This window comes from Enterobacter sp. 296B2, assembly GCF_034106185.1.
Classification (GTDB): Bacteria; Pseudomonadota; Gammaproteobacteria; order Enterobacterales; family Enterobacteriaceae; genus Enterobacter; species Enterobacter cloacae_N.
Window position 1 is genome coordinate 14,424 of the sequence record NZ_JAWNCA010000015.1, and the last position, 17,016, is coordinate 31,439.

The following is a 17,016-nucleotide window of genomic DNA, read 5'->3' on the forward strand; positions in this document are numbered from 1 at the left end:
GGCTGTTCGATGCGCCCCCGAGGGGGCGCATTTCGTATATTACTTCTGAATCAAATAGCGAATGGTTGGCCCATCCTGCTGGATATCCAGCACCGTATAACCGTGGTTTTTTGCATCCAGCGGAATGTTGTTGATGGACTGCGGACAATCGCTGACCACCTCCAGAATTTCACCTTTTTTGAGCTGCGGTAGCGCCTCAAGCGTGGCAACCGCCGGATACGGGCAGGGTTCACCGACCATATCCAGTCGATAATCGGGGACGATCTCTTTCATGCAGCGTTCTCCTGCGTTTCAGTTTTAACGGTGGCGCGGCGGAAGAAACGTTTCTCCTGCGCAACAACCAGTAAAAAAGCGACCAGCAGCAGGGCATAGGTGACCAGCAGACCGCCAAGGGGACCGAAGGTGCTCAGCAGGTTGACCTTGTCCCAGTTCGTTGCAAGTACCGGAGAGACGTCGTCCCAGTAGTACGCCAGAATGGTTGAGCCGATGACGTTACCCAGCCCGACCCACCAGTAGTGCACCTGTCCCTCTACCGCGCGATACATCCAGCCGGTTTCACACCCGCCCGCCAGCACAATCCCGAAGCCAAACAGCAGGCCGCCAATCACCGCGTTTGGGCCAGCCCACATGATTTTCGGTTCCACGCCTAACTGAACGTAGCTGAAGATGCCGATAGCGCTCACCGCCATACCGGCAATGATTGCCTTCGCCATCATCGTCCGTCCGGTGATCCACATATCGCGAAACGCGGAGGTAAAGCAGATCTGCGCGCGTTCGATCAGCAGACCAAAGCCGACGCCGAACAACATCGCCAGGCCAAGCTTCGGCTGATTCATCGCCGTGCAAATGGCCCACGCGATCATGGCAAAAAAGACCAGCATACCCAGGCGGAAACGACGCTTTGCCTGGTCCGGCTTCTGGGTTAGCGGGGACGCCGCGCTGACTTTTGTTATTTTCACCGGGATGCGGAACAGCGGCAGCAGGGTGAATTTTGCCCCAAAGTAAGAGCCGATTGCCGTGGCGACAGCAAAAAACCAGGCATGAAGCGAGAACTGCGGAATCCCCGTAAAGAAAGCGGCCAGGTTGCAGCCCATCGCCAGGCGGGCACCAAACCCGGCAATTATACCCCCTGCTACCGCCTGCAGAATGCGAATACGGCTTTTGGGCATGCGCAGCTTAACGTTGTTTGCCCACAGCGCCGCGGCGAAGCAGCCGCCAAACATGCCGACAATCATTATCCCGTCGATGCGGGTAAGCGGTGTGCCTTCCAGGTGAATCAGTTTGAAGTAGCCCCACTCTTCGGTATGCACGCCTGCAAGTTGCAGCAGCTGACCACCCCAGCGGGTGAACTCGCCGGTGACGGCCCAGAAGGTGCCGGTAATGCCGAAATAATAAGTAGAGAGAATGCCTGCCGCGATGACGGCCGGAACTGGTGACCAGAACTTAACCAGGTAAGTCTGCTTGAAGTATTGCCATGACATGAATAAGCCTCTGAACTCAGAAGGATTAAAGATAAAAAAGAGTCCAGATCATACGCCTGCAGGCAAGAATGGGAAGCTATTCACACCGAAAATATCGAAGGGATCAATTTTGACGTGATCCTTTGTAGTGGATGGTGAAGGAGGCGTAACCGTCTGGCAGAGATGCCAGACGGTGGAGGGATTATGCTTTCCGCGTCGCCGCTTTCATTGCGGTCACGAACGCTTTCAATTCGTTCAGCATCTGCTCGGGCTTGTCCACGTTCTTCTCGATGATCTTCACTATCGCGGAGCCGGAGATGGCGCCAGCCGCCTTCGCCTCAATTGCCGCAGTGACCTGATCCGGAGAGGAAATCCCGAAGCCCTGCAGCGGAGGCGCGGCATGGTATTCGGCCAGCTTCTCCACCAGATGATGCAGCGGCAGTGCTGCTTTATTCTCGGCACCGGTCACGCCTGCGCGGGAGAGCAGGTAGGTATATCCGCGTCCGTAAGAGGCAATCTGGCGCAGCAGTTCGTCATCAGCGTTTGGTGGGCAGATGAAAATCGGGGCGACATTATGGCGCATTGCCGCCTGGCGGAACGGCGCAGACTCTTCAACGGGCACGTCTGCTACCAGCACCGAGTCAACACCCACGCGCGCGCACTCGGCGTAGAACTCGTCAACACCACGGTTAAACACCAGGTTGGCGTACATCAGCAGGCCAATCGGAATGGTCGGGTGCTTCTGGCGGATCGCCGCCAGCATCTCAAAGCACTGGGTTGGGGTTACGCCTGCGGCAAACGCGCGCAGGGTGGCGTTCTGGATGGTCGGGCCATCCGCCAGTGGATCGGAGAACGGAATGCCCAGCTCCAGCGCGTCGGCGCCGGCTTCGATCAGGGCGTCGATAATCTTCAGAGACTGCTCCGGGCCAGGGTCGCCCAGGGTAACGAAGGGAACGAACGCGCCTTCCTGGCGGGATTTCAGTTCAGCAAATGCATTATCGTAGCGTTCCATCAGATTTCCCCTCGTGCTTTCAGAATATCGTGAACGGTGAAGATATCTTTGTCACCGCGACCGGAAAGGTTAACGACCAGCAGCTGCTCTTTTTCCGGGTTCTCTTTCATCATTTTCAGCGCGTGCGCCAGCGCGTGTGAAGACTCAAGTGCCGGGATGATACCTTCGCTGCGGCACAGCGTTTTGAAGGCTTCCAGCGCTTCATCATCGGTAATGGAGACATAATCCGCGCGCCCCGTACTGTTCAGAAACGCGTGCTGCGGCCCAACGGACGGGAAATCCAGTCCGGCAGAAATCGAGTAAGACTCTTCAATCTGCCCTTCATCGGTCTGCATCATCGGGGCTTTCATGCCGAAGTAAATCCCCACGCGGCCATGCTTCAGCGGCGCGCCGTGCTCGCCGGTTTCAATCCCGTGACCGGCAGGCTCGACGCCAATCAACCCTACGCGGGTTTCGTCGATAAAATCGGCAAACATGCCGATGGCGTTAGATCCGCCGCCAACGCAGGCAATCACCGCATCCGGCAGACGCCCCTCTTTTTCAAGGATTTGCGCTTTGGTCTCTTCACCGATCATGCGCTGGAATTCGCGCACGATGGTCGGGAACGGGTGCGGGCCCGCCGCGGTACCGAGCATATAGTGCGCGGTTTCGTAGCTGCCTGACCAGTCGCGCAGCGCTTCGTTACAGGCATCTTTCAGCGTCGCGGAGCCGCTGTGCACCGGGATCACTTCCGCACCCATCAGGCGCATACGGAACACGTTCGGCGACTGACGCTCAACGTCTTTCGCGCCCATGTAGATGCGGCACTTCAGGCCGAGCAGGGCGCTGGCGAGCGCAGAAGCCACGCCGTGCTGTCCCGCGCCGGTTTCGGCGATGATTTCGGTTTTACCCATACGCTTTGCGAGCAGCGCCTGGCCCAGCACCTGGTTAGTTTTATGCGCGCCGCCGTGCAGCAGGTCTTCACGCTTAAGATACAGCGTGGTTTTGGTGCCTTCGGTCAGGTTGCGGCATTTGGTCAGCGCGGTTGGACGGCCGGCGTAGTTTTTCAGCAGGTCGGTAAACTCCGCCTGAAACGCAGGATCTTTCTGCGCGCTCACGAACGCTTCTTCCAGCTGGCGCAGCGCGGGCATCAGGATTTGCGGAACGTACATCCCGCCGAACTCACCAAAATACGGATTAAGTAATGTCGTCATCTTCTCTTCCTTAATATGCACGCAGAGTTTTAAACACTGAGGCCAGCTTGCTGGCATCTTTTATACCCGGTTGCGACTCTACGCCTGAATTGAAATCGAGGCCTGCACAGCCGGTTTGCGCGGCTTCCACACAGTTATCCGGACTTAGTCCGCCCGCCAGCAGGACGTTGTCCAGCTTTTCGCCGTTCAGCAGCGACCAGTCAAAACGCTGTCCGGTGCCGCCCTGACCGTTATCGAGCACGTATTTGTCAACGTGGTTAAGATTACGTGCGGGCAGGGTGCTGCCCACGCTTTGTGCTTTCCAGATCTGAACCTGCGGTGCCAGCGCATCGCGCAGGGCATTGATATACGCCTGATCTTCTTCGCCATGGAGCTGAACGGCACTCAGGGATAACGTCGCGGCTTTTGCCACAACGTCCGCGATATCCGCATTGCGGAATACGCCAACATAGCTCAGCGGGGCCGCTGCGATTACCTTGCGGGCCTGTTCCTCATTGACTGTGCGAGGTGAGGCGTCAACGAAGATCAAACCGCCATAGATTGCCCCAGCCTCATACGCGGCCAGTGCATCCTGTTCACGGGTTAAGCCGCAGACTTTGTTTTCACCCAGCAGCACGCGACGCACCGCCGCGTTGAGATCGTCATGCTCCATCATGGCGGAGCCAATCAAGAAACCGTTGGCGAAGTGGCTCAGCTCGCGCACCTGGGCGTAGCTGTTAATGCCGGATTCGCTGATCACCGTGACGCCAGAACCCAGACGCGGAGCCAGCTGGCGCGTGCGGTTCAGGTCAATCGACAGGTCGCGAAGATCGCGGTTGTTGATGCCGACCACTTTGGCTTCCAGCGCAATGGCACGCTCGAGCTCTTCTTCGTTACTCACTTCGGTCAGCACGCCCATTTTCAGGCTGTGCGCCACGGCAGCAAGCTGGCGATACTGTTCGTCGTCCAGTACCGAGAGCATCAGCAGGCAGGCATCGGCCTGGTAGAAACGCGCCAGCCAGATCTGATACGGATCGATAATAAAGTCTTTGCACAGGATCGGCTGCGGCGCGATGCCGCTGACGATCGGCAGAAAATCGAAGCTGCCCTGGAAATATTTCTCATCCGTCAGCACGGAGATAGCCGACGCATGATGCTTATAAATACCGGCGATACGCGCCGGGTCAAAATCGTCACGAATAACGCCTTTTGAGGGAGACGCCTTTTTGCACTCCAGAATAAAGGCGGTGCGTGCACCCTGCAGGGCGTCATAGAAACGACGGCTGCTTGGGACGACGTCATTCTGGAAACTGGCAAGCGGCTGCTCTGCTTTGCGTGCTTCCACCCAGATGGCCTTATCGGCAACGATTTTCGCTAAAACGGTCTGCATTCTTTACCCTCTTGCCGCAAGTGCGGTAACGCGATCGTAAGCTGCACCGGAGCGCAGTACATCCAGAACTTTTTGAGCATTGGCCTTCAGGTCTTCCTCACCGTGCAAACGCATCAGCATGGCGACGTTGGCAGCCACGGCGGCCTCATGAGCGGCCTCACCTTTACCTTGTAGTAAGCGCGTCAGAATGTCACGGTTTTCTTCCGGCGTACCGCCTGCCAGCGCTTCCTGATGGTACGGCGTTAAGCCGAAATCAGACGCCTCAAGCTGATAGCTGAGCACTTCGCCATCGTTAAGCTCGGCCACCAGCGTCGGCGCATGCAGCGAAACTTCATCCATTCCGCCGCTGTGCACCACGGCGGCGCGTTTGTAACCCAGCACGCGCAGCGTTTCGGCAATCGGCAGGACCAGCTCAGGGCTGTAAACGCCAATTAATGCCAGTGGCGGATGGGCCGGGTTGATCAGCGGGCCGAGCACGTTAAACAGCGTGCGGGTTTTAAGCTGCTGGCGAACCGGCATGGCGTGGCGGAAACCGGTGTGATATTTCGGCGCAAACAGGAAGCAAACGCCCAGATCGTCCAGCGCTTCGCGTGAACGCTCGGCATTCATCTCCAGGTTGATGCCAAAAGCGGCCAGCAGATCGGACGAGCCTGAACGGCTGGAGACGCTGCGGTTACCGTGTTTCGCTACCTTCAAACCACACGCCGCCGCCACGAACGCGCTGGCGGTGGAGATGTTAATACTGTTGCTGCCGTCACCACCGGTTCCGACGATATCGGCAAACTGATAGTCAGGGCGCGGGAACGGGGCGGCATTTTCCAGCAGGGCAGTGGCCGCGCCGGCGATCTCCTGCGGGCTTTCGCCGCGCACCTTCATGCTGACCAGCGCTGCCGCCAGTTGTTCAGGCTTCAGCTCACCGCGCACCACGGCGGAGAAGAGCTGGTGGCTCTCTTGCTGGCTCAGGGTCTGCGCCTGATATAGTTTTTCCAGAATCGGCTGCAGGGTGTTGGTCTGCTCCAGCTTCTGTAATGCCCAGTCAAGGGTCTGCTCCAGCAGGCGTGCGCCATTGGAGGTCAAAATAGATTCCGGGTGGAACTGCATCCCGCAGACGCGATCCGCATCGTGGCGTACCGCCATCACCATCCCTTCGAACGAGGCGTTGATGGTCAGCCCGGCCGGAATGTTGCTGCCGACCAGCGAATGGTAGCGCGCGACCGGGAGCGGATTCGGCAGCCCGGCAAACATTGCCTGGCCGTCATGTTCAATACTGGAGGCTTTACCGTGCAGGATCTCTCCCGCCTGGCCGACGTAGCCGCCGTAGGCTTCCACGATCGCCTGGTGACCCAGGCAGATACCGATAATTGGCAGCTTGCCGCGCATGCGGGTCAGCAGCTCGGGCATACAGCCCGCTTCGCTCGGCGCGCCCGGCCCCGGGGAGAGCATCAGCACCGGGTTTTGCATGGTCGCCAGACGGTCAATCAGGGTCTGAGCCGGAACGTGGTTACGGTAGATAACGACGTTGTGGCCATTTGCACGCAGCTGATCTGCCAGGTTATAGGTAAAGGAGTCGATATTATCGAGCAGCAGAATGTCAGCCATCAGAAAATCTCCTGTGCGTGGTGTGCGGTAGCGATGGCGCGCAATACCGCGCGCGCTTTACTGCGGGTTTCGTCAGCTTCAGACTGCGGAACAGAGTCGAGAACAATCCCGGCGCCGGCCTGAACGGTAGCAATACCGTCCTCTACGTAGGCGGAACGGATCACGATGCAGGTATCGAGGTCGCCGTGGGCGGTGAAGTAACCCACCGCGCCGCCGTAGCTCCCGCGCCGACGTCCTTCCGCTTCGGCGATAAGCTGCATGGCACGCACCTTCGGCGCGCCGCTCAGGGTGCCCATGTTCATACAGGCGCGGTAGGCGTGCAGCACGTCGAGGTCGCTGCGCAGCTCACCCACCACGCGGGAGACCAGGTGCATCACGAAGGAGTAGCGGTCGACTTTGGTCAGGTCCGCCACGTAGCGGCTGCCCGGCGTGCAAATACGCGCCAGGTCGTTACGCGCCAGGTCAACCAGCATCAGGTGCTCGGAGAGCTCCTTATGGTCGGTACGCATTTCCAGTTCGATGCGACTGTCCAGATCGCGGTCCAGCGAGCCATCGGCACGACGGCCTCGCGGACGGGTACCTGCAATCGGGTAGATCTCAATCTGGCGGCTGGTGGCGTCATATTTCAGCGAGCTTTCCGGCGAGGCGCCGAACAGCGTGAAATCGTTGTCCTGCATAAAGAACATGTACGGGCTCGGGTTGCTCTTCTTCAGCACGTCGTAAGCTGCAAGCGGCGACGGGCAGGGCAGAGAGAAACGGCGGGAAGGCACCACCTGGAATATCTCCCCGGCGCGAATCGCCTTTTGCATCTGGCGAACCACGGCACCGTATTGATCGTCGGTCTGGTTAACCTCACAGGTCATCTTCTCGACGCGCTGCACCGGTAGCGCAGGCGGCGCTTCCGTCATTTGCTGCTGCAGTTGGGCAATGCGGTGCTCCAGACGATTTTTCTCAGCGCCAGAAGACGTGAACAGGCTGGCCTGAATGCGGGTGTATTGTTTCTGATGGTCGATCACCAGCAGGGTTTCGGCCAGATAGAAACAGTAGTCCGGGCAGCGGTTGCCCTGCTCGGTTTCTGGCAAATCTTCAAAACCGGCAACCAGGTCGTAAGCAAACAGCCCGCCGAAGAACATGGCTTCACGCTCATCTTCCGGCACGGTCACCAGATTTTGCAGCAGTCGGAAGGCATCGAATACGGACAGCGAGCAGAGGCGCGCGTCTTCGTCCAGCAGCTGGCTTACCGGCGGGAAATGCAAAATTCGCAGGTCAGGGTGACGTTCATTGTCGATGCCCGCAGGCAGAGCCTCATCTAACAGCGGCAGCAGCGATGCGCCATTGTCAGAAAGCGCCTTAATGGTGACGGTGTCACCTAATGCGGTAATGCGCAGCGCGCTGTCGACCAGCAGCAGGCTTTTCAGATCGTCCTTGCTGTCGATATCCGCAGACTCCAGCAGCAGCGTCGCCGGACGCGCGCCGCACACCTGATGAAACAGCGCGGTCGGGTTGTGGCGATAGGCCGCCTCGCAGGTCAACAGTTCAAGATGGGGTTTGGCTGTTTGCATGTTGTTGTTCTCATTTATTCTGTTCAAAAAAAAGCCCGCTGGTTAGCGGGCGGGTATCTGTTTGCATTTCGCAGACGCGTGACACTGCCCGAATATCAGGTAGTGCGCCACCAACCGTGCAGAGTGAAATGTGCCGTCATTTTCAGATACCTTTATCGTGTGAACTTGCGTACTAGTTAACTAGTTCGGTGGCGTGTTGTCAACCCTTGATTTCAGAATTTCACGTTAAGTCGGTATCATGGCTGTTTCGGATGTCTCCAACCTGATATGGGAAGTGCTTTGAGCGATACCACCTACGCGATTATTTATGATTTACACAGCCATACTCAGGCTTCTGATGGCCTGCTGACACCCGAAGCCCTGGTTCATCGCGCGGTTGAAATGCGTGTCGGCACGCTGGCGATAACCGATCACGACACCACCGACGCCATTCCGGCAGCGCGCGCCGAGATTGCCCGCAGCGGGCTGGCGCTGAATCTGGTCCCCGGCGTCGAGATATCGACCGTCTGGGAAAACCATGAGATTCATATCGTTGGCCTGAACATTGATATAGAACATCCGGCACTTCTTGCCTTTTTGCAAGAACAAAAAACGCGTCGCAACCAGCGCGCGGAGATGATCGGCGAGCGCCTGGAAAAGGCGCATATTCCGGGGGCGCTGGAAGGAGCGCGAAAGCTGGCGAACGGCGGGGCGGTCACCCGCGGACATTTCGCCCGTTTTCTGGTTCAAGTGGGTAAAGCGACGACCATGGCGGAGGTCTTTAAAAAGTATCTGGCGCGCGGGAAAACCGGATACGTTCCGCCACAGTGGTGTACAATAAAACAAGCTATTGATGTGATTCATCATTCTGGCGGTAAGGCCGTGCTGGCCCATCCGGGACGGTATAATCTTTCTGCTAAATGGCTGAAAAGACTGCTGGCGCACTTTGCCGAATGCGGTGGCGAGGCGATGGAAGTCGCCCAGTGTCAGCAGGCGCCCAACGAGCGCGCGCAGCTCGCGACTTACGCCCGCCAGTTTGGCCTGCTTGGGTCACAGGGCTCTGATTTCCATCAGCCCTGCGCGTGGATCGAACTCGGGCGCAAGCTCTGGCTACCCGCTGGCGTTGAGCCGGTCTGGCAGCTCTGGGAGCAGCCGCAGCAAATTGAAGAGAGGGAAGTATGAGTCAGTTTTTCTATATCCATCCGGATAACCCGCAGCCACGTCTGATTAACCAGGCCGTGGAGATCGTCCGCAAAGGGGGCGTGATAGTCTACCCAACCGATTCTGGCTACGCGCTGGGCTGCAAAATTGAAGATAAAGGGGCGATGGAGCGTATCTGTCGCATCCGTCAGCTACCAGACGGCCATAACTTTACTCTGATGTGCCGCGATCTCTCTGAGCTGTCGACCTATGCTTATGTGGATAACGTGGCGTTTCGCCTGATTAAGAACAACACGCCGGGGAACTACACCTTCATCCTGAAAGGGACGAAAGAGGTGCCGCGCCGTCTGTTGCAGGAGAAGCGTAAAACCATCGGGATGCGCGTGCCGTCGAACCCGATTGCCCAGGCGCTGCTGGAGACCCTCGGCGAACCGATGCTCTCTACCTCGCTGATGCTTCCGGGAAGCGAGTTTACCGAGTCCGATCCGGAAGAGATCAAAGATCGCCTGGAGAAAGTGGTGGAGCTGATTATTCACGGCGGTTATCTCGGCCAGCAGCCGACCACCGTTGTGGATCTCACTGAAGATGCGCCGGAAGTGATTCGTGAAGGCGTGGGTGATGTTAAGCCTTTCTTGTAGAGGTGTAAGCAGATATACTACGCGGCCATCAAAGCAGGGCTCGGCCCTGTTTTGACCTGATTCGACGCCTGTGAAGGCGACACCTGAGGAAGCTCAATGAGCGAGAAGTTACAGAAAGTGCTGGCGCGCGCCGGCCACGGTTCACGCCGTGAAATCGAAGCCATTATTGAAGCGGGCCGCGTGAGTGTGGACGGTAAAATCGCCACGCTGGGTGACCGCGTTGAAATCGTACCGGGGCTGAAGATCCGCATCGACGGCCATCTTATCTCCGTAAAAGAGTCCGCAGAACAAATCTGCCGCGTGCTGGCGTACTACAAGCCGGAAGGCGAGCTGTGTACCCGCAACGATCCGGAAGGTCGTCCGACGGTGTTTGACCGTCTGCCAAAACTGCGCGGCGCTCGCTGGATTGCCGTAGGTCGTCTGGACGTGAACACTTGCGGTCTGCTGCTGTTTACCACCGATGGTGAACTGGCAAACCGTTTGATGCACCCAAGCCGCGAAGTGGAACGTGAATACGCGGTGCGCGTGTTTGGCCAGGTCGATGAGAATAAACTGCGCGATCTGTCGCGCGGCGTGCAGCTGGAAGATGGCCCTGCGGCGTTCAAAACCATCAAATTTACCGGTGGTGAAGGGATTAACCAGTGGTACAACGTCACCCTGACCGAGGGACGTAACCGCGAGGTGCGTCGTCTGTGGGAAGCGGTTGGCGTGCAGGTGAGCCGCCTGATCCGCGTTCGCTACGGCGACATTCTGCTGCCGAAAGGCCTGCCGCGCGGGGGGTATACCGAGCTGGATCTTACTCAGACTAACTACCTGCGCGAGCTGGTTGGCCTGACTCCGGAAACCACTTCTAAAGTGGCGGTGGAGAAAGATCGTCGTCGCATGAAGGCGAATCAGATCCGTCGTGCGGTGAAACGACACAGCCAGGTGAACAGCAATCGTCGCTCTGGCAGCCGGAATAACAACGGATAATTTAAAAAAAGCCCGGTGAACGTACCGGGCTTTTTTCTTTAGTAATCAATGCCAATTTGTGCTTTGATGCCTGCATCAAACGCATGCTTGACCGGACGCAGTTCGCTCACGGTATCTGCTAGCTCCAGAATCTCCCGATGACACCCGCGACCTGTCACGATAACCGTCTGATGCGCAGGTCGGTTCTTCAGTGCATCCAATACGTCCTCCAGCGGCAGGTAGTCGTAGGCGATCATATAGGTGATCTCATCCAGCAGCACCATATTTAACGCCGGGTCAGCCAGCATTCTTTTGGCGTGCTCCCAGACGGCAAGGCAGGCTGCGGTATCGGTTTCCCGGTTCTGCGTATCCCACGTAAACCCGGTCGCCATCACCTGAAACTCAACGCCGTGAGGTTCAAGCAAATTACGCTCACCGTTGGGCCATTCCCCTTTGATAAACTGGATGACCCCCACTTTTTGCCCGTGGCCGACGGCGCGGGTAGCGGTGCCAAACGCGGCAGTGGTTTTGCCTTTGCCGTTCCCGGTAAAAACGATGACGATCCCACGCTCGTCCTGGGCTGCCGCGACGCGGGCGTCAACCTGTTCCTTCAGGCGCTGCTGGCGCTGCTGATGACGCTCTTCGCTCATTGCGAAATCCCCGGTTTGCGGCCCGGCTGTGCATCAAAGGTCATTCCGGTTTTGCGGCGGCTGTCGTCACCCATCAGCCAGAGATAGAGCGGCATTATGTCTGCCGGGGTTTTCAGCTTCAGCGGATCTTCTGTCGGGAACGCGCAGGCACGCATGCTGGTGCGCGTACCGCCCGGGTTAATGCAGTTTACGCGCAGATGGCGGTTCTGATACTCCTCCGCCAGCACCTGCATCATGCCCTCGGTCGCGAATTTTGAGACAGCATAAGCCCCCCAGTTTGCGCGTCCCTCTCTGCCTACGCTGGAAGAGGTGAAGACCAGAGACCCGGACTCGGATTTGAGTAATAAAGGAAGCAAGGCCTGCGTGAGGAAAAAGGTGCCGTTGACGTTAACCTGCATGACCTGCTGCCAGATATCCGGATCCTGTTCATCCATCGGACGCACTTCGCCTAACAAACCGGCATTATGCAGCACGCCGTCCAGACGTGGGTAGTGGGTACTGATACGGCGGGCAAGTTCCTGGCACTCCGCTGGCGTGCATGTCAGCAAATCGAGCGTGTACCAGGGGGCCGGCGTGCCGCCTGCGGCTTCAATTTCCTTTGCTACCCCTTTGAGCTTTTCTTCGTTGCGCCCAATCAGAATGACGCTCGCGCCATACTCGGCATACGTCAGGGCCGCTTCGCGACCAATACCATCGCTGGCGCCGGTGACAAGAATGATTCGGTTCTGCAGCAGGTTTTTTTGCGGTTGATAATGCACGGTGACTCCTCAGGCGCACGGTATCTCAATCACGCCTTCATAATGACTTTTCGGCTTTATGCCCGAATTAGCGTGAGAATTCAATCAGTCTACAGGACGTATTACTGTAAAATTAACAATTTGCAAATATTTAAACCGCGGAGCGGGGATTCCTGAAGACGGCTCGCAGAGGTAATGTCACGGGCGAGACGCAGAGGCAGGGCTGTTGTACACTGCCGTGAAAGATTCGTGGTTAAATCAAGGTGGAACGCGTGGAATTACTTTCTCAATATGGGTTGTTTTTGGCCAAAATCGCGACGGTGGTAATTGCCATTGCGGTGGTTGCCGTTCTGATTGTTAACCTGACGCAGCGCAAGCGTCAGCGTGGGGAGTTACGCATTACCCGCCTGAGCGAACAGTATAAAGAGATGCAGGAAGAGATGTCCCTCTCGCTGCTTGATAGTCATCAACAAAAGCTGTGGCTGAAAGCCCAGAAGAAAAAGCATAAGCAGGAAGCCAAAGCCGCGAAGGCGAAAGCGAAGCTCGCGACGCCACAGTCTGACGCAAAACCTCGCGTCTATGTGCTCGATTTTAAAGGCAGCATGGATGCGCATGAAGTCGCCTCGCTGCGCGAAGAGGTGACTGCCGTGCTGGCTGTGGCAACGCCTCAGGATCAGGTCGTGGTGCGTCTTGAGAGCCCGGGCGGGGTGGTTCACGGTTACGGGCTGGCCGCCTCACAGCTGCAGCGCCTGCGAGAGAAGCAGATCCCGCTTACCGTGGCGGTGGATAAAGTCGCGGCGAGCGGTGGCTATATGATGGCCTGTGTGGCGGACAAAATTGTTGCGGCGCCGTTTTCCATCATTGGTTCAATTGGCGTGGTCGCACAGATCCCTAACTTTAACCGCTTCCTGAAAAATAAAGAGATTGATATCGAACTCCACACGGCGGGTCAGTACAAACGCACCCTGACGCTGCTGGGTGAAAACACGGAAGAGGGGCGTCAAAAATTCCGTGAAGATCTGAATGAAACCCACCATCTGTTTAAAGACTTCGTACACCGCATGCGCCCAACGCTGGATATTGAACAGGTGGCGACCGGTGAGCACTGGTACGGCATTCAGGCGCAGGAAAAAGGGCTGGTGGATGAAGTGGGTACCAGCGATGACCTGCTGCTCAACCTGATGGAAGGCCGTGAACTGGTAGGCGTGCGCTTTACCCAGCGCAAACGACTTATGGACCGCTTTACCAACAGTGCGGCGGAAAGCGCGGACCGCCTGCTGCTTCGCTGGCTACAGCGCGGACAAAAACCGCTGCTGTAAACAAAAACGCGAGGCATCTGCCTCGCGTTTTGCATTAATCGACCAGGTGATATTTCTCTGAAAGCGTATGCGCCAGGTATTTGAACATATTAAACACGGCGGTGCTTTTCGGGGTCGGTAACCCCTGCTCGTCAAGGAAGTATTCGCCGCTGAAAACCAGCACGCCATTACGCTGCTCAACGCCGGTGGCTTCAATGCCTGCGAGCGTATCTTCATGGTCACGAATAAGCTTGTTTGCTTCGATAAGCAGAGAGGCTCGGTCAATAGGTTGGGTCGTATTCTGCATAATCCACTCCTTAAACAGTGACAATAGTCTACGCCGGGGGCGCTTTGGGGGCAAATTTTCCCTGTAATGTGAGGGGATAAGATGCAGAGGGCAGGTTGGCGGGATTTGCTTTTGCATGCTAATAAAGTTGCGTAACGAATTTTATCAGGTAGAGTGTGCGCTTTCGTCATTCTGGCAACAGAATTGCTTGACATTCGACCGGGAATTCGTCACGAATTATACGAGATGTGAGAAAAATACCCGATAACTCAATGACCTGGATGTCGCCATTCTGACGTTCGGTAAGACATAGGGGTTGATATCCCCTGACGCAGTCGCAATATCATTGGCTCGTCGTCAGCGGAAGGGAAATCAACGTGCGGCGTATTCCTGGAAGAATTAAATTAGGTAAAGGTGAATATGGGTAAAGCTCTCGTCATCGTTGAGTCCCCGGCAAAAGCCAAAACGATCAATAAGTATCTGGGTAATGACTACGTGGTTAAGTCCAGCGTTGGTCACATCCGCGATTTGCCGACCAGTGGCTCAGCCAGCAAAAAGAGCGCAGACTCTACCTCCACCAAAGGGGCTAAAAAGCCTAAAAAGGATGAACGTAGCGCGCTTGTCAACCGCATGGGTGTTAACCCATGGCACAACTGGGATGCACAATATGAAGTGCTGCCCGGGAAAGAAAAAGTCGTTAACGAGCTGAAGCAGCTTGCTGAAAAAGCAGACCACATCTATCTCGCAACCGACCTTGACCGCGAAGGGGAAGCCATTGCGTGGCACCTGCGGGAAGTGATCGGGGGAGATGACAAACGCTACAGCCGTGTAGTGTTTAACGAAATTACAAAGAATGCGATTCGTCAGGCGTTTGAGAAGCCGGGCGAGCTGAATATCGACCGTGTAAACGCCCAGCAGGCGCGTCGCTTTATGGACCGCGTTGTGGGTTACATGGTTTCTCCACTGTTGTGGAAAAAGATTGCCCGCGGCCTGTCTGCGGGACGCGTGCAGTCGGTAGCCGTGCGTCTTGTCGTTGAGCGTGAACGCGAAATTAAAGCCTTCGTGCCGGAAGAGTTCTGGGAAGTTGACGCCAACGTCACCACCCCGGGCGGTGACGCGCTGCCGCTGCAGGTCAGCCATCACAACGATAAGCCTTTCCGCCCTGAAAACCGCGACCAGACCATGGCCGCCGTGGCGCTGCTGGAAAAAGCGCGATATCAGGTGCTGGAACGCGAAGATAAGCCGACCAGCAGCAAGCCTGGCGCGCCGTTTATCACGTCAACACTGCAACAGGCGGCGAGCACCCGTCTGGGTTACGGCGTGAAGAAAACCATGATGATGGCCCAGCGTTTGTATGAAGCGGGTTACATTACCTACATGCGTACTGACTCAACGAACCTGAGCCAGGACGCGGTGAACATGGTGCGCGGCTATATCAGCGACAACTTTGGTAAAAAATACCTGCCGGAGAGCGCCAACCAGTTCGCCAGCAAAGAGAATTCTCAGGAAGCGCACGAAGCGATTCGTCCTTCTGATGTCTCTGTGCTTGCCGAGTCGCTGAAAGATATGGAAGCCGACGCCCAGAAGCTGTATCAGCTGATCTGGCGTCAGTTCGTCGCGTGTCAGATGACGCCGGCGAAGTACGACTCCACTACGCTGACCGTTGGCGCGGGCGATTTCCGTCTGAAAGCGCGCGGCCGTATCCTGCGCTTCGACGGCTGGACGAAAGTGATGCCTGCGCTGCGTAAAGGTGATGAAGACCGTACGCTGCCTGCGGTAAACAAAGGCGACGAGTTGTCGCTTGTCGATCTGGTTCCGGCCCAGCACTTCACCAAGCCGCCTGCGCGCTTTAGTGAAGCGTCGTTGGTTAAAGAGCTGGAAAAACGCGGAATTGGCCGTCCGTCAACCTACGCGTCAATCATCTCAACCATCCAGGACCGCGGTTACGTTCGCGTAGAAAACCGCCGTTTCTATGCCGAAAAAATGGGGGAGATTGTCACTGACCGTCTGGAAGCTAACTTCCGCGAGTTGATGAACTATGACTTCACCGCGCAGATGGAAGACAGCCTCGACGAGGTGGCCAGCCACAAGGCTGAGTGGAAGAAGGTTCTCGACAGTTTCTTCAGCGACTTTACCAACCAGCTTGAGAAAGCGGAGAAAGATCCTGAAGAGGGCGGCATGCTGCCTAACCAGATGGTTCTTACCAGCATCGACTGCCCGACCTGTGGCCGTAAGATGGGTATTCGTACCGCGACAACAGGCGTCTTCCTGGGCTGTTCAGGCTACGCGCTGCCGCCAAAAGAGCGCTGCAAAACCACCATCAACCTGGTGCCGGAGAACGAAGTTCTCAACGTGCTGGAGGGTGATGATGCGGAGACTAACGCCCTGCGCGCCAAGCGCCGCTGCAAAAAATGCGGCACGGCGATGGACAGCTACCTGATCGATCCTAAACGCAAACTGCACGTTTGCGGTAATAACCCAACCTGTGATGGGTATGAGATCGAAGAGGGCGAGTTCCGCATTAAAGGCTATGACGGCCCGATCGTGGAGTGCGAGAAGTGTGGCTCTGAAATGCACCTGAAAATGGGGCGTTTCGGTAAGTACATGGCCTGCACCAACGACGAATGTAAAAACACGCGCAAAATTCTGCGTAACGGTGAAGTGGCTCCGCCGAAGGAAGATCCGGTTCCGCTGCCAGAACTGCCGTGTGAGAAATCCGACGCGTACTTCGTGCTGCGTGATGGCGCTGCAGGAGTCTTCCTGGCCGCGAACACCTTCCCGAAATCGCGTGAAACGCGTGCGCCGTTGGTAGAAGAGCTGTATCGCTTCCGCGATCGCCTGCCTGAAAAACTGCGTTATCTGGCCGATGCGCCACAGCAGGATCCTGAAGGCAATAAGACGGTGGTCCGTTTTAGCCGTAAAACGAAGCAGCAGTACGTGGCGGCAGAGAAAGAGGGCAAAGCGACCGGATGGTCCGCCTTCTATGTCGATGGTAAATGGGTTGAAGGCAAGAAATAATCTTCCTTAACCGTAACTTACCTGTAAAAGGGCCGGACATCCGGCCCTTTTTTATTACCTTATTATTATTTTTTGTTCCGTACTATACAGTCGGGCTATAAAT

Annotated in this window: 16 protein-coding genes and 1 other annotated feature; of the genes, 5 read left to right on the top strand and 11 right to left on the bottom strand. The window is 56.7% G+C overall.

All coding sequences use genetic code 11. The features are described 5' to 3' along the window. Window positions 1–39: 39 nt before the first annotated feature. The 8 genes from yedF to trpL form a co-directional block, all read right to left on the bottom strand. Entirely contained in the window at window positions 40–273 is a 234-nt protein-coding gene (yedF, locus tag URZ40_RS12770; RefSeq protein ID WP_003856774.1) for a sulfurtransferase-like selenium metabolism protein YedF, read from the bottom strand. Further along, the gene (gene yedE, locus URZ40_RS12775) at window positions 270–1,481 is read right to left on the bottom strand and encodes a selenium metabolism membrane protein YedE/FdhT (protein ID WP_320720635.1); all 1,212 of its coding nucleotides are present in this window, start codon (window positions 1,479–1,481) and stop codon (window positions 270–272) included. The genes yedF and yedE overlap by 4 nt, the downstream gene beginning before the upstream one ends. Window positions 1,482–1,662: 181 nt before the next feature. Further along, on the bottom strand, window positions 1,663–2,472 hold the full coding sequence (gene trpA, locus URZ40_RS12780; protein ID WP_116339476.1) for a tryptophan synthase subunit alpha: 810 nt from the start codon (window positions 2,470–2,472) through the stop codon (window positions 1,663–1,665). After that, window positions 2,472–3,665 carry a tryptophan synthase subunit beta gene (gene trpB / locus URZ40_RS12785; protein ID WP_028013413.1) on the bottom strand — a complete coding sequence of 398 codons (1,194 nt, stop codon included), beginning with the start codon at window positions 3,663–3,665 and terminating at the stop codon, window positions 2,472–2,474. The genes trpA and trpB overlap by 1 nt, the downstream gene beginning before the upstream one ends. 10 nt (window positions 3,666–3,675) lie before the next feature. After that, complete coding sequence (gene trpCF / locus URZ40_RS12790) at window positions 3,676–5,034, bottom strand: bifunctional indole-3-glycerol-phosphate synthase TrpC/phosphoribosylanthranilate isomerase TrpF (protein WP_320720636.1); 1,359 nt, start codon at window positions 5,032–5,034, stop codon at window positions 3,676–3,678. 3 nt (window positions 5,035–5,037) lie between these two features. After that, window positions 5,038–6,633 (bottom strand): bifunctional anthranilate synthase glutamate amidotransferase component TrpG/anthranilate phosphoribosyltransferase TrpD, encoded by a 1,596-nt coding sequence (gene trpD, locus URZ40_RS12795; RefSeq protein WP_028013411.1) that lies wholly within the window; start codon window positions 6,631–6,633, stop codon window positions 5,038–5,040. Continuing rightward, window positions 6,633–8,195, bottom strand: a complete 1,563-nt coding sequence (locus URZ40_RS12800) for an anthranilate synthase component 1 (protein WP_320720637.1) — start codon at window positions 8,193–8,195, stop codon at window positions 6,633–6,635. Before URZ40_RS12800 ends, trpD begins: the two co-directional genes overlap by 1 nt. 25 nt (window positions 8,196–8,220) lie before the next feature. Next, window positions 8,221–8,314 (bottom strand) — a sequence feature (Trp leader region). Next, window positions 8,291–8,335, bottom strand: coding sequence for a trp operon leader peptide (gene trpL, locus URZ40_RS23185; RefSeq protein ID WP_116341108.1), 45 nt, complete (start codon window positions 8,333–8,335; stop codon window positions 8,291–8,293). (Overlaps the previous feature by 24 nt.) Window positions 8,336–8,474: 139 nt before the next feature. Here trpL and rnm point away from each other — a divergent pair, with 139 nt between their 5' ends. The 3 genes from rnm to rluB all read left to right on the top strand — a co-directional run bounded on the left by rnm (window position 8,475) and on the right by rluB (window position 10,945). Further along, window positions 8,475–9,356, top strand: coding sequence for an RNase RNM (gene rnm / locus URZ40_RS12805; protein ID WP_407065513.1), 882 nt, complete (start codon window positions 8,475–8,477; stop codon window positions 9,354–9,356). Beyond that, the gene (locus URZ40_RS12810) at window positions 9,353–9,973 is read left to right on the top strand and encodes an L-threonylcarbamoyladenylate synthase (protein ID WP_003856793.1); all 621 of its coding nucleotides are present in this window, start codon (window positions 9,353–9,355) and stop codon (window positions 9,971–9,973) included. Before rnm ends, URZ40_RS12810 begins: the two co-directional genes overlap by 4 nt. A 96-nt stretch (window positions 9,974–10,069) precedes the next feature. Beyond that, window positions 10,070–10,945 carry a 23S rRNA pseudouridine(2605) synthase RluB gene (rluB, locus tag URZ40_RS12815; protein ID WP_028013408.1) on the top strand — a complete coding sequence of 292 codons (876 nt, stop codon included), beginning with the start codon at window positions 10,070–10,072 and terminating at the stop codon, window positions 10,943–10,945. A gap of 38 nt (window positions 10,946–10,983) precedes the next feature. Here the strand turns inward: rluB and cobO are convergent, their stop codons facing one another. Then, complete coding sequence (gene cobO / locus URZ40_RS12820; protein ID WP_316379288.1) at window positions 10,984–11,574, bottom strand: cob(I)yrinic acid a,c-diamide adenosyltransferase; 591 nt, start codon at window positions 11,572–11,574, stop codon at window positions 10,984–10,986. After that, window positions 11,571–12,332 (bottom strand): YciK family oxidoreductase, encoded by a 762-nt coding sequence (locus tag URZ40_RS12825; protein WP_320720639.1) that lies wholly within the window; start codon window positions 12,330–12,332, stop codon window positions 11,571–11,573. Before URZ40_RS12825 ends, cobO begins: the two co-directional genes overlap by 4 nt. Before the next feature lie 251 nt (window positions 12,333–12,583). On the opposite strand from URZ40_RS12825, the gene sohB reads away from it, so the two are divergent. Further along, the gene (gene sohB, locus URZ40_RS12830) at window positions 12,584–13,630 is read left to right on the top strand and encodes a protease SohB (RefSeq protein WP_116339489.1); all 1,047 of its coding nucleotides are present in this window, start codon (window positions 12,584–12,586) and stop codon (window positions 13,628–13,630) included. Window positions 13,631–13,664: 34 nt separating this feature from the next. Here the strand turns inward: sohB and URZ40_RS12835 are convergent, their stop codons facing one another. Beyond that, the gene (locus tag URZ40_RS12835) at window positions 13,665–13,916 is read right to left on the bottom strand and encodes a YciN family protein (protein ID WP_003856804.1); all 252 of its coding nucleotides are present in this window, start codon (window positions 13,914–13,916) and stop codon (window positions 13,665–13,667) included. Between the two features lie 399 nt (window positions 13,917–14,315). Between URZ40_RS12835 and topA the strand changes: the two genes are divergently transcribed. Then, a complete protein-coding gene (gene topA / locus URZ40_RS12840; protein ID WP_163330854.1) occupies window positions 14,316–16,913 on the top strand; it encodes a type I DNA topoisomerase in 2,598 nt (865 codons plus the stop codon). The last annotated feature ends 103 nt before the right edge of the window (window positions 16,914–17,016 follow it).

What these genes read in the sequence shown, in the direction of transcription:
- yedF (WP_003856774.1), bottom strand. Translation starts at nt 273, where the DNA reads ATGAAAGAGATCGTCCCCGATTATCGACTGGATATGGTCGGTGAACCC.
- yedE (WP_320720635.1), bottom strand. Translation starts at nt 1,481, where the DNA reads ATGTCATGGCAATACTTCAAGCAGACTTACCTGGTTAAGTTCTGGTCA.
- trpA (WP_116339476.1), bottom strand. Translation starts at nt 2,472, where the DNA reads ATGGAACGCTACGATAATGCATTTGCTGAACTGAAATCCCGCCAGGAA.
- trpB (WP_028013413.1), bottom strand. Translation starts at nt 3,665, where the DNA reads ATGACGACATTACTTAATCCGTATTTTGGTGAGTTCGGCGGGATGTAC.
- trpCF (WP_320720636.1), bottom strand. Translation starts at nt 5,034, where the DNA reads ATGCAGACCGTTTTAGCGAAAATCGTTGCCGATAAGGCCATCTGGGTG.
- trpD (WP_028013411.1), bottom strand. Translation starts at nt 6,633, where the DNA reads ATGGCTGACATTCTGCTGCTCGATAATATCGACTCCTTTACCTATAAC.
- URZ40_RS12800 (WP_320720637.1), bottom strand. Translation starts at nt 8,195, where the DNA reads ATGCAAACAGCCAAACCCCATCTTGAACTGTTGACCTGCGAGGCGGCC.
- URZ40_RS12810 (WP_003856793.1), top strand. Translation starts at nt 9,353, where the DNA reads ATGAGTCAGTTTTTCTATATCCATCCGGATAACCCGCAGCCACGTCTG.
- rluB (WP_028013408.1), top strand. Translation starts at nt 10,070, where the DNA reads ATGAGCGAGAAGTTACAGAAAGTGCTGGCGCGCGCCGGCCACGGTTCA.
- cobO (WP_316379288.1), bottom strand. Translation starts at nt 11,574, where the DNA reads ATGAGCGAAGAGCGTCATCAGCAGCGCCAGCAGCGCCTGAAGGAACAG.
- URZ40_RS12835 (WP_003856804.1), bottom strand. Translation starts at nt 13,916, where the DNA reads ATGCAGAATACGACCCAACCTATTGACCGAGCCTCTCTGCTTATCGAA.
- topA (WP_163330854.1), top strand. Translation starts at nt 14,316, where the DNA reads ATGGGTAAAGCTCTCGTCATCGTTGAGTCCCCGGCAAAAGCCAAAACG.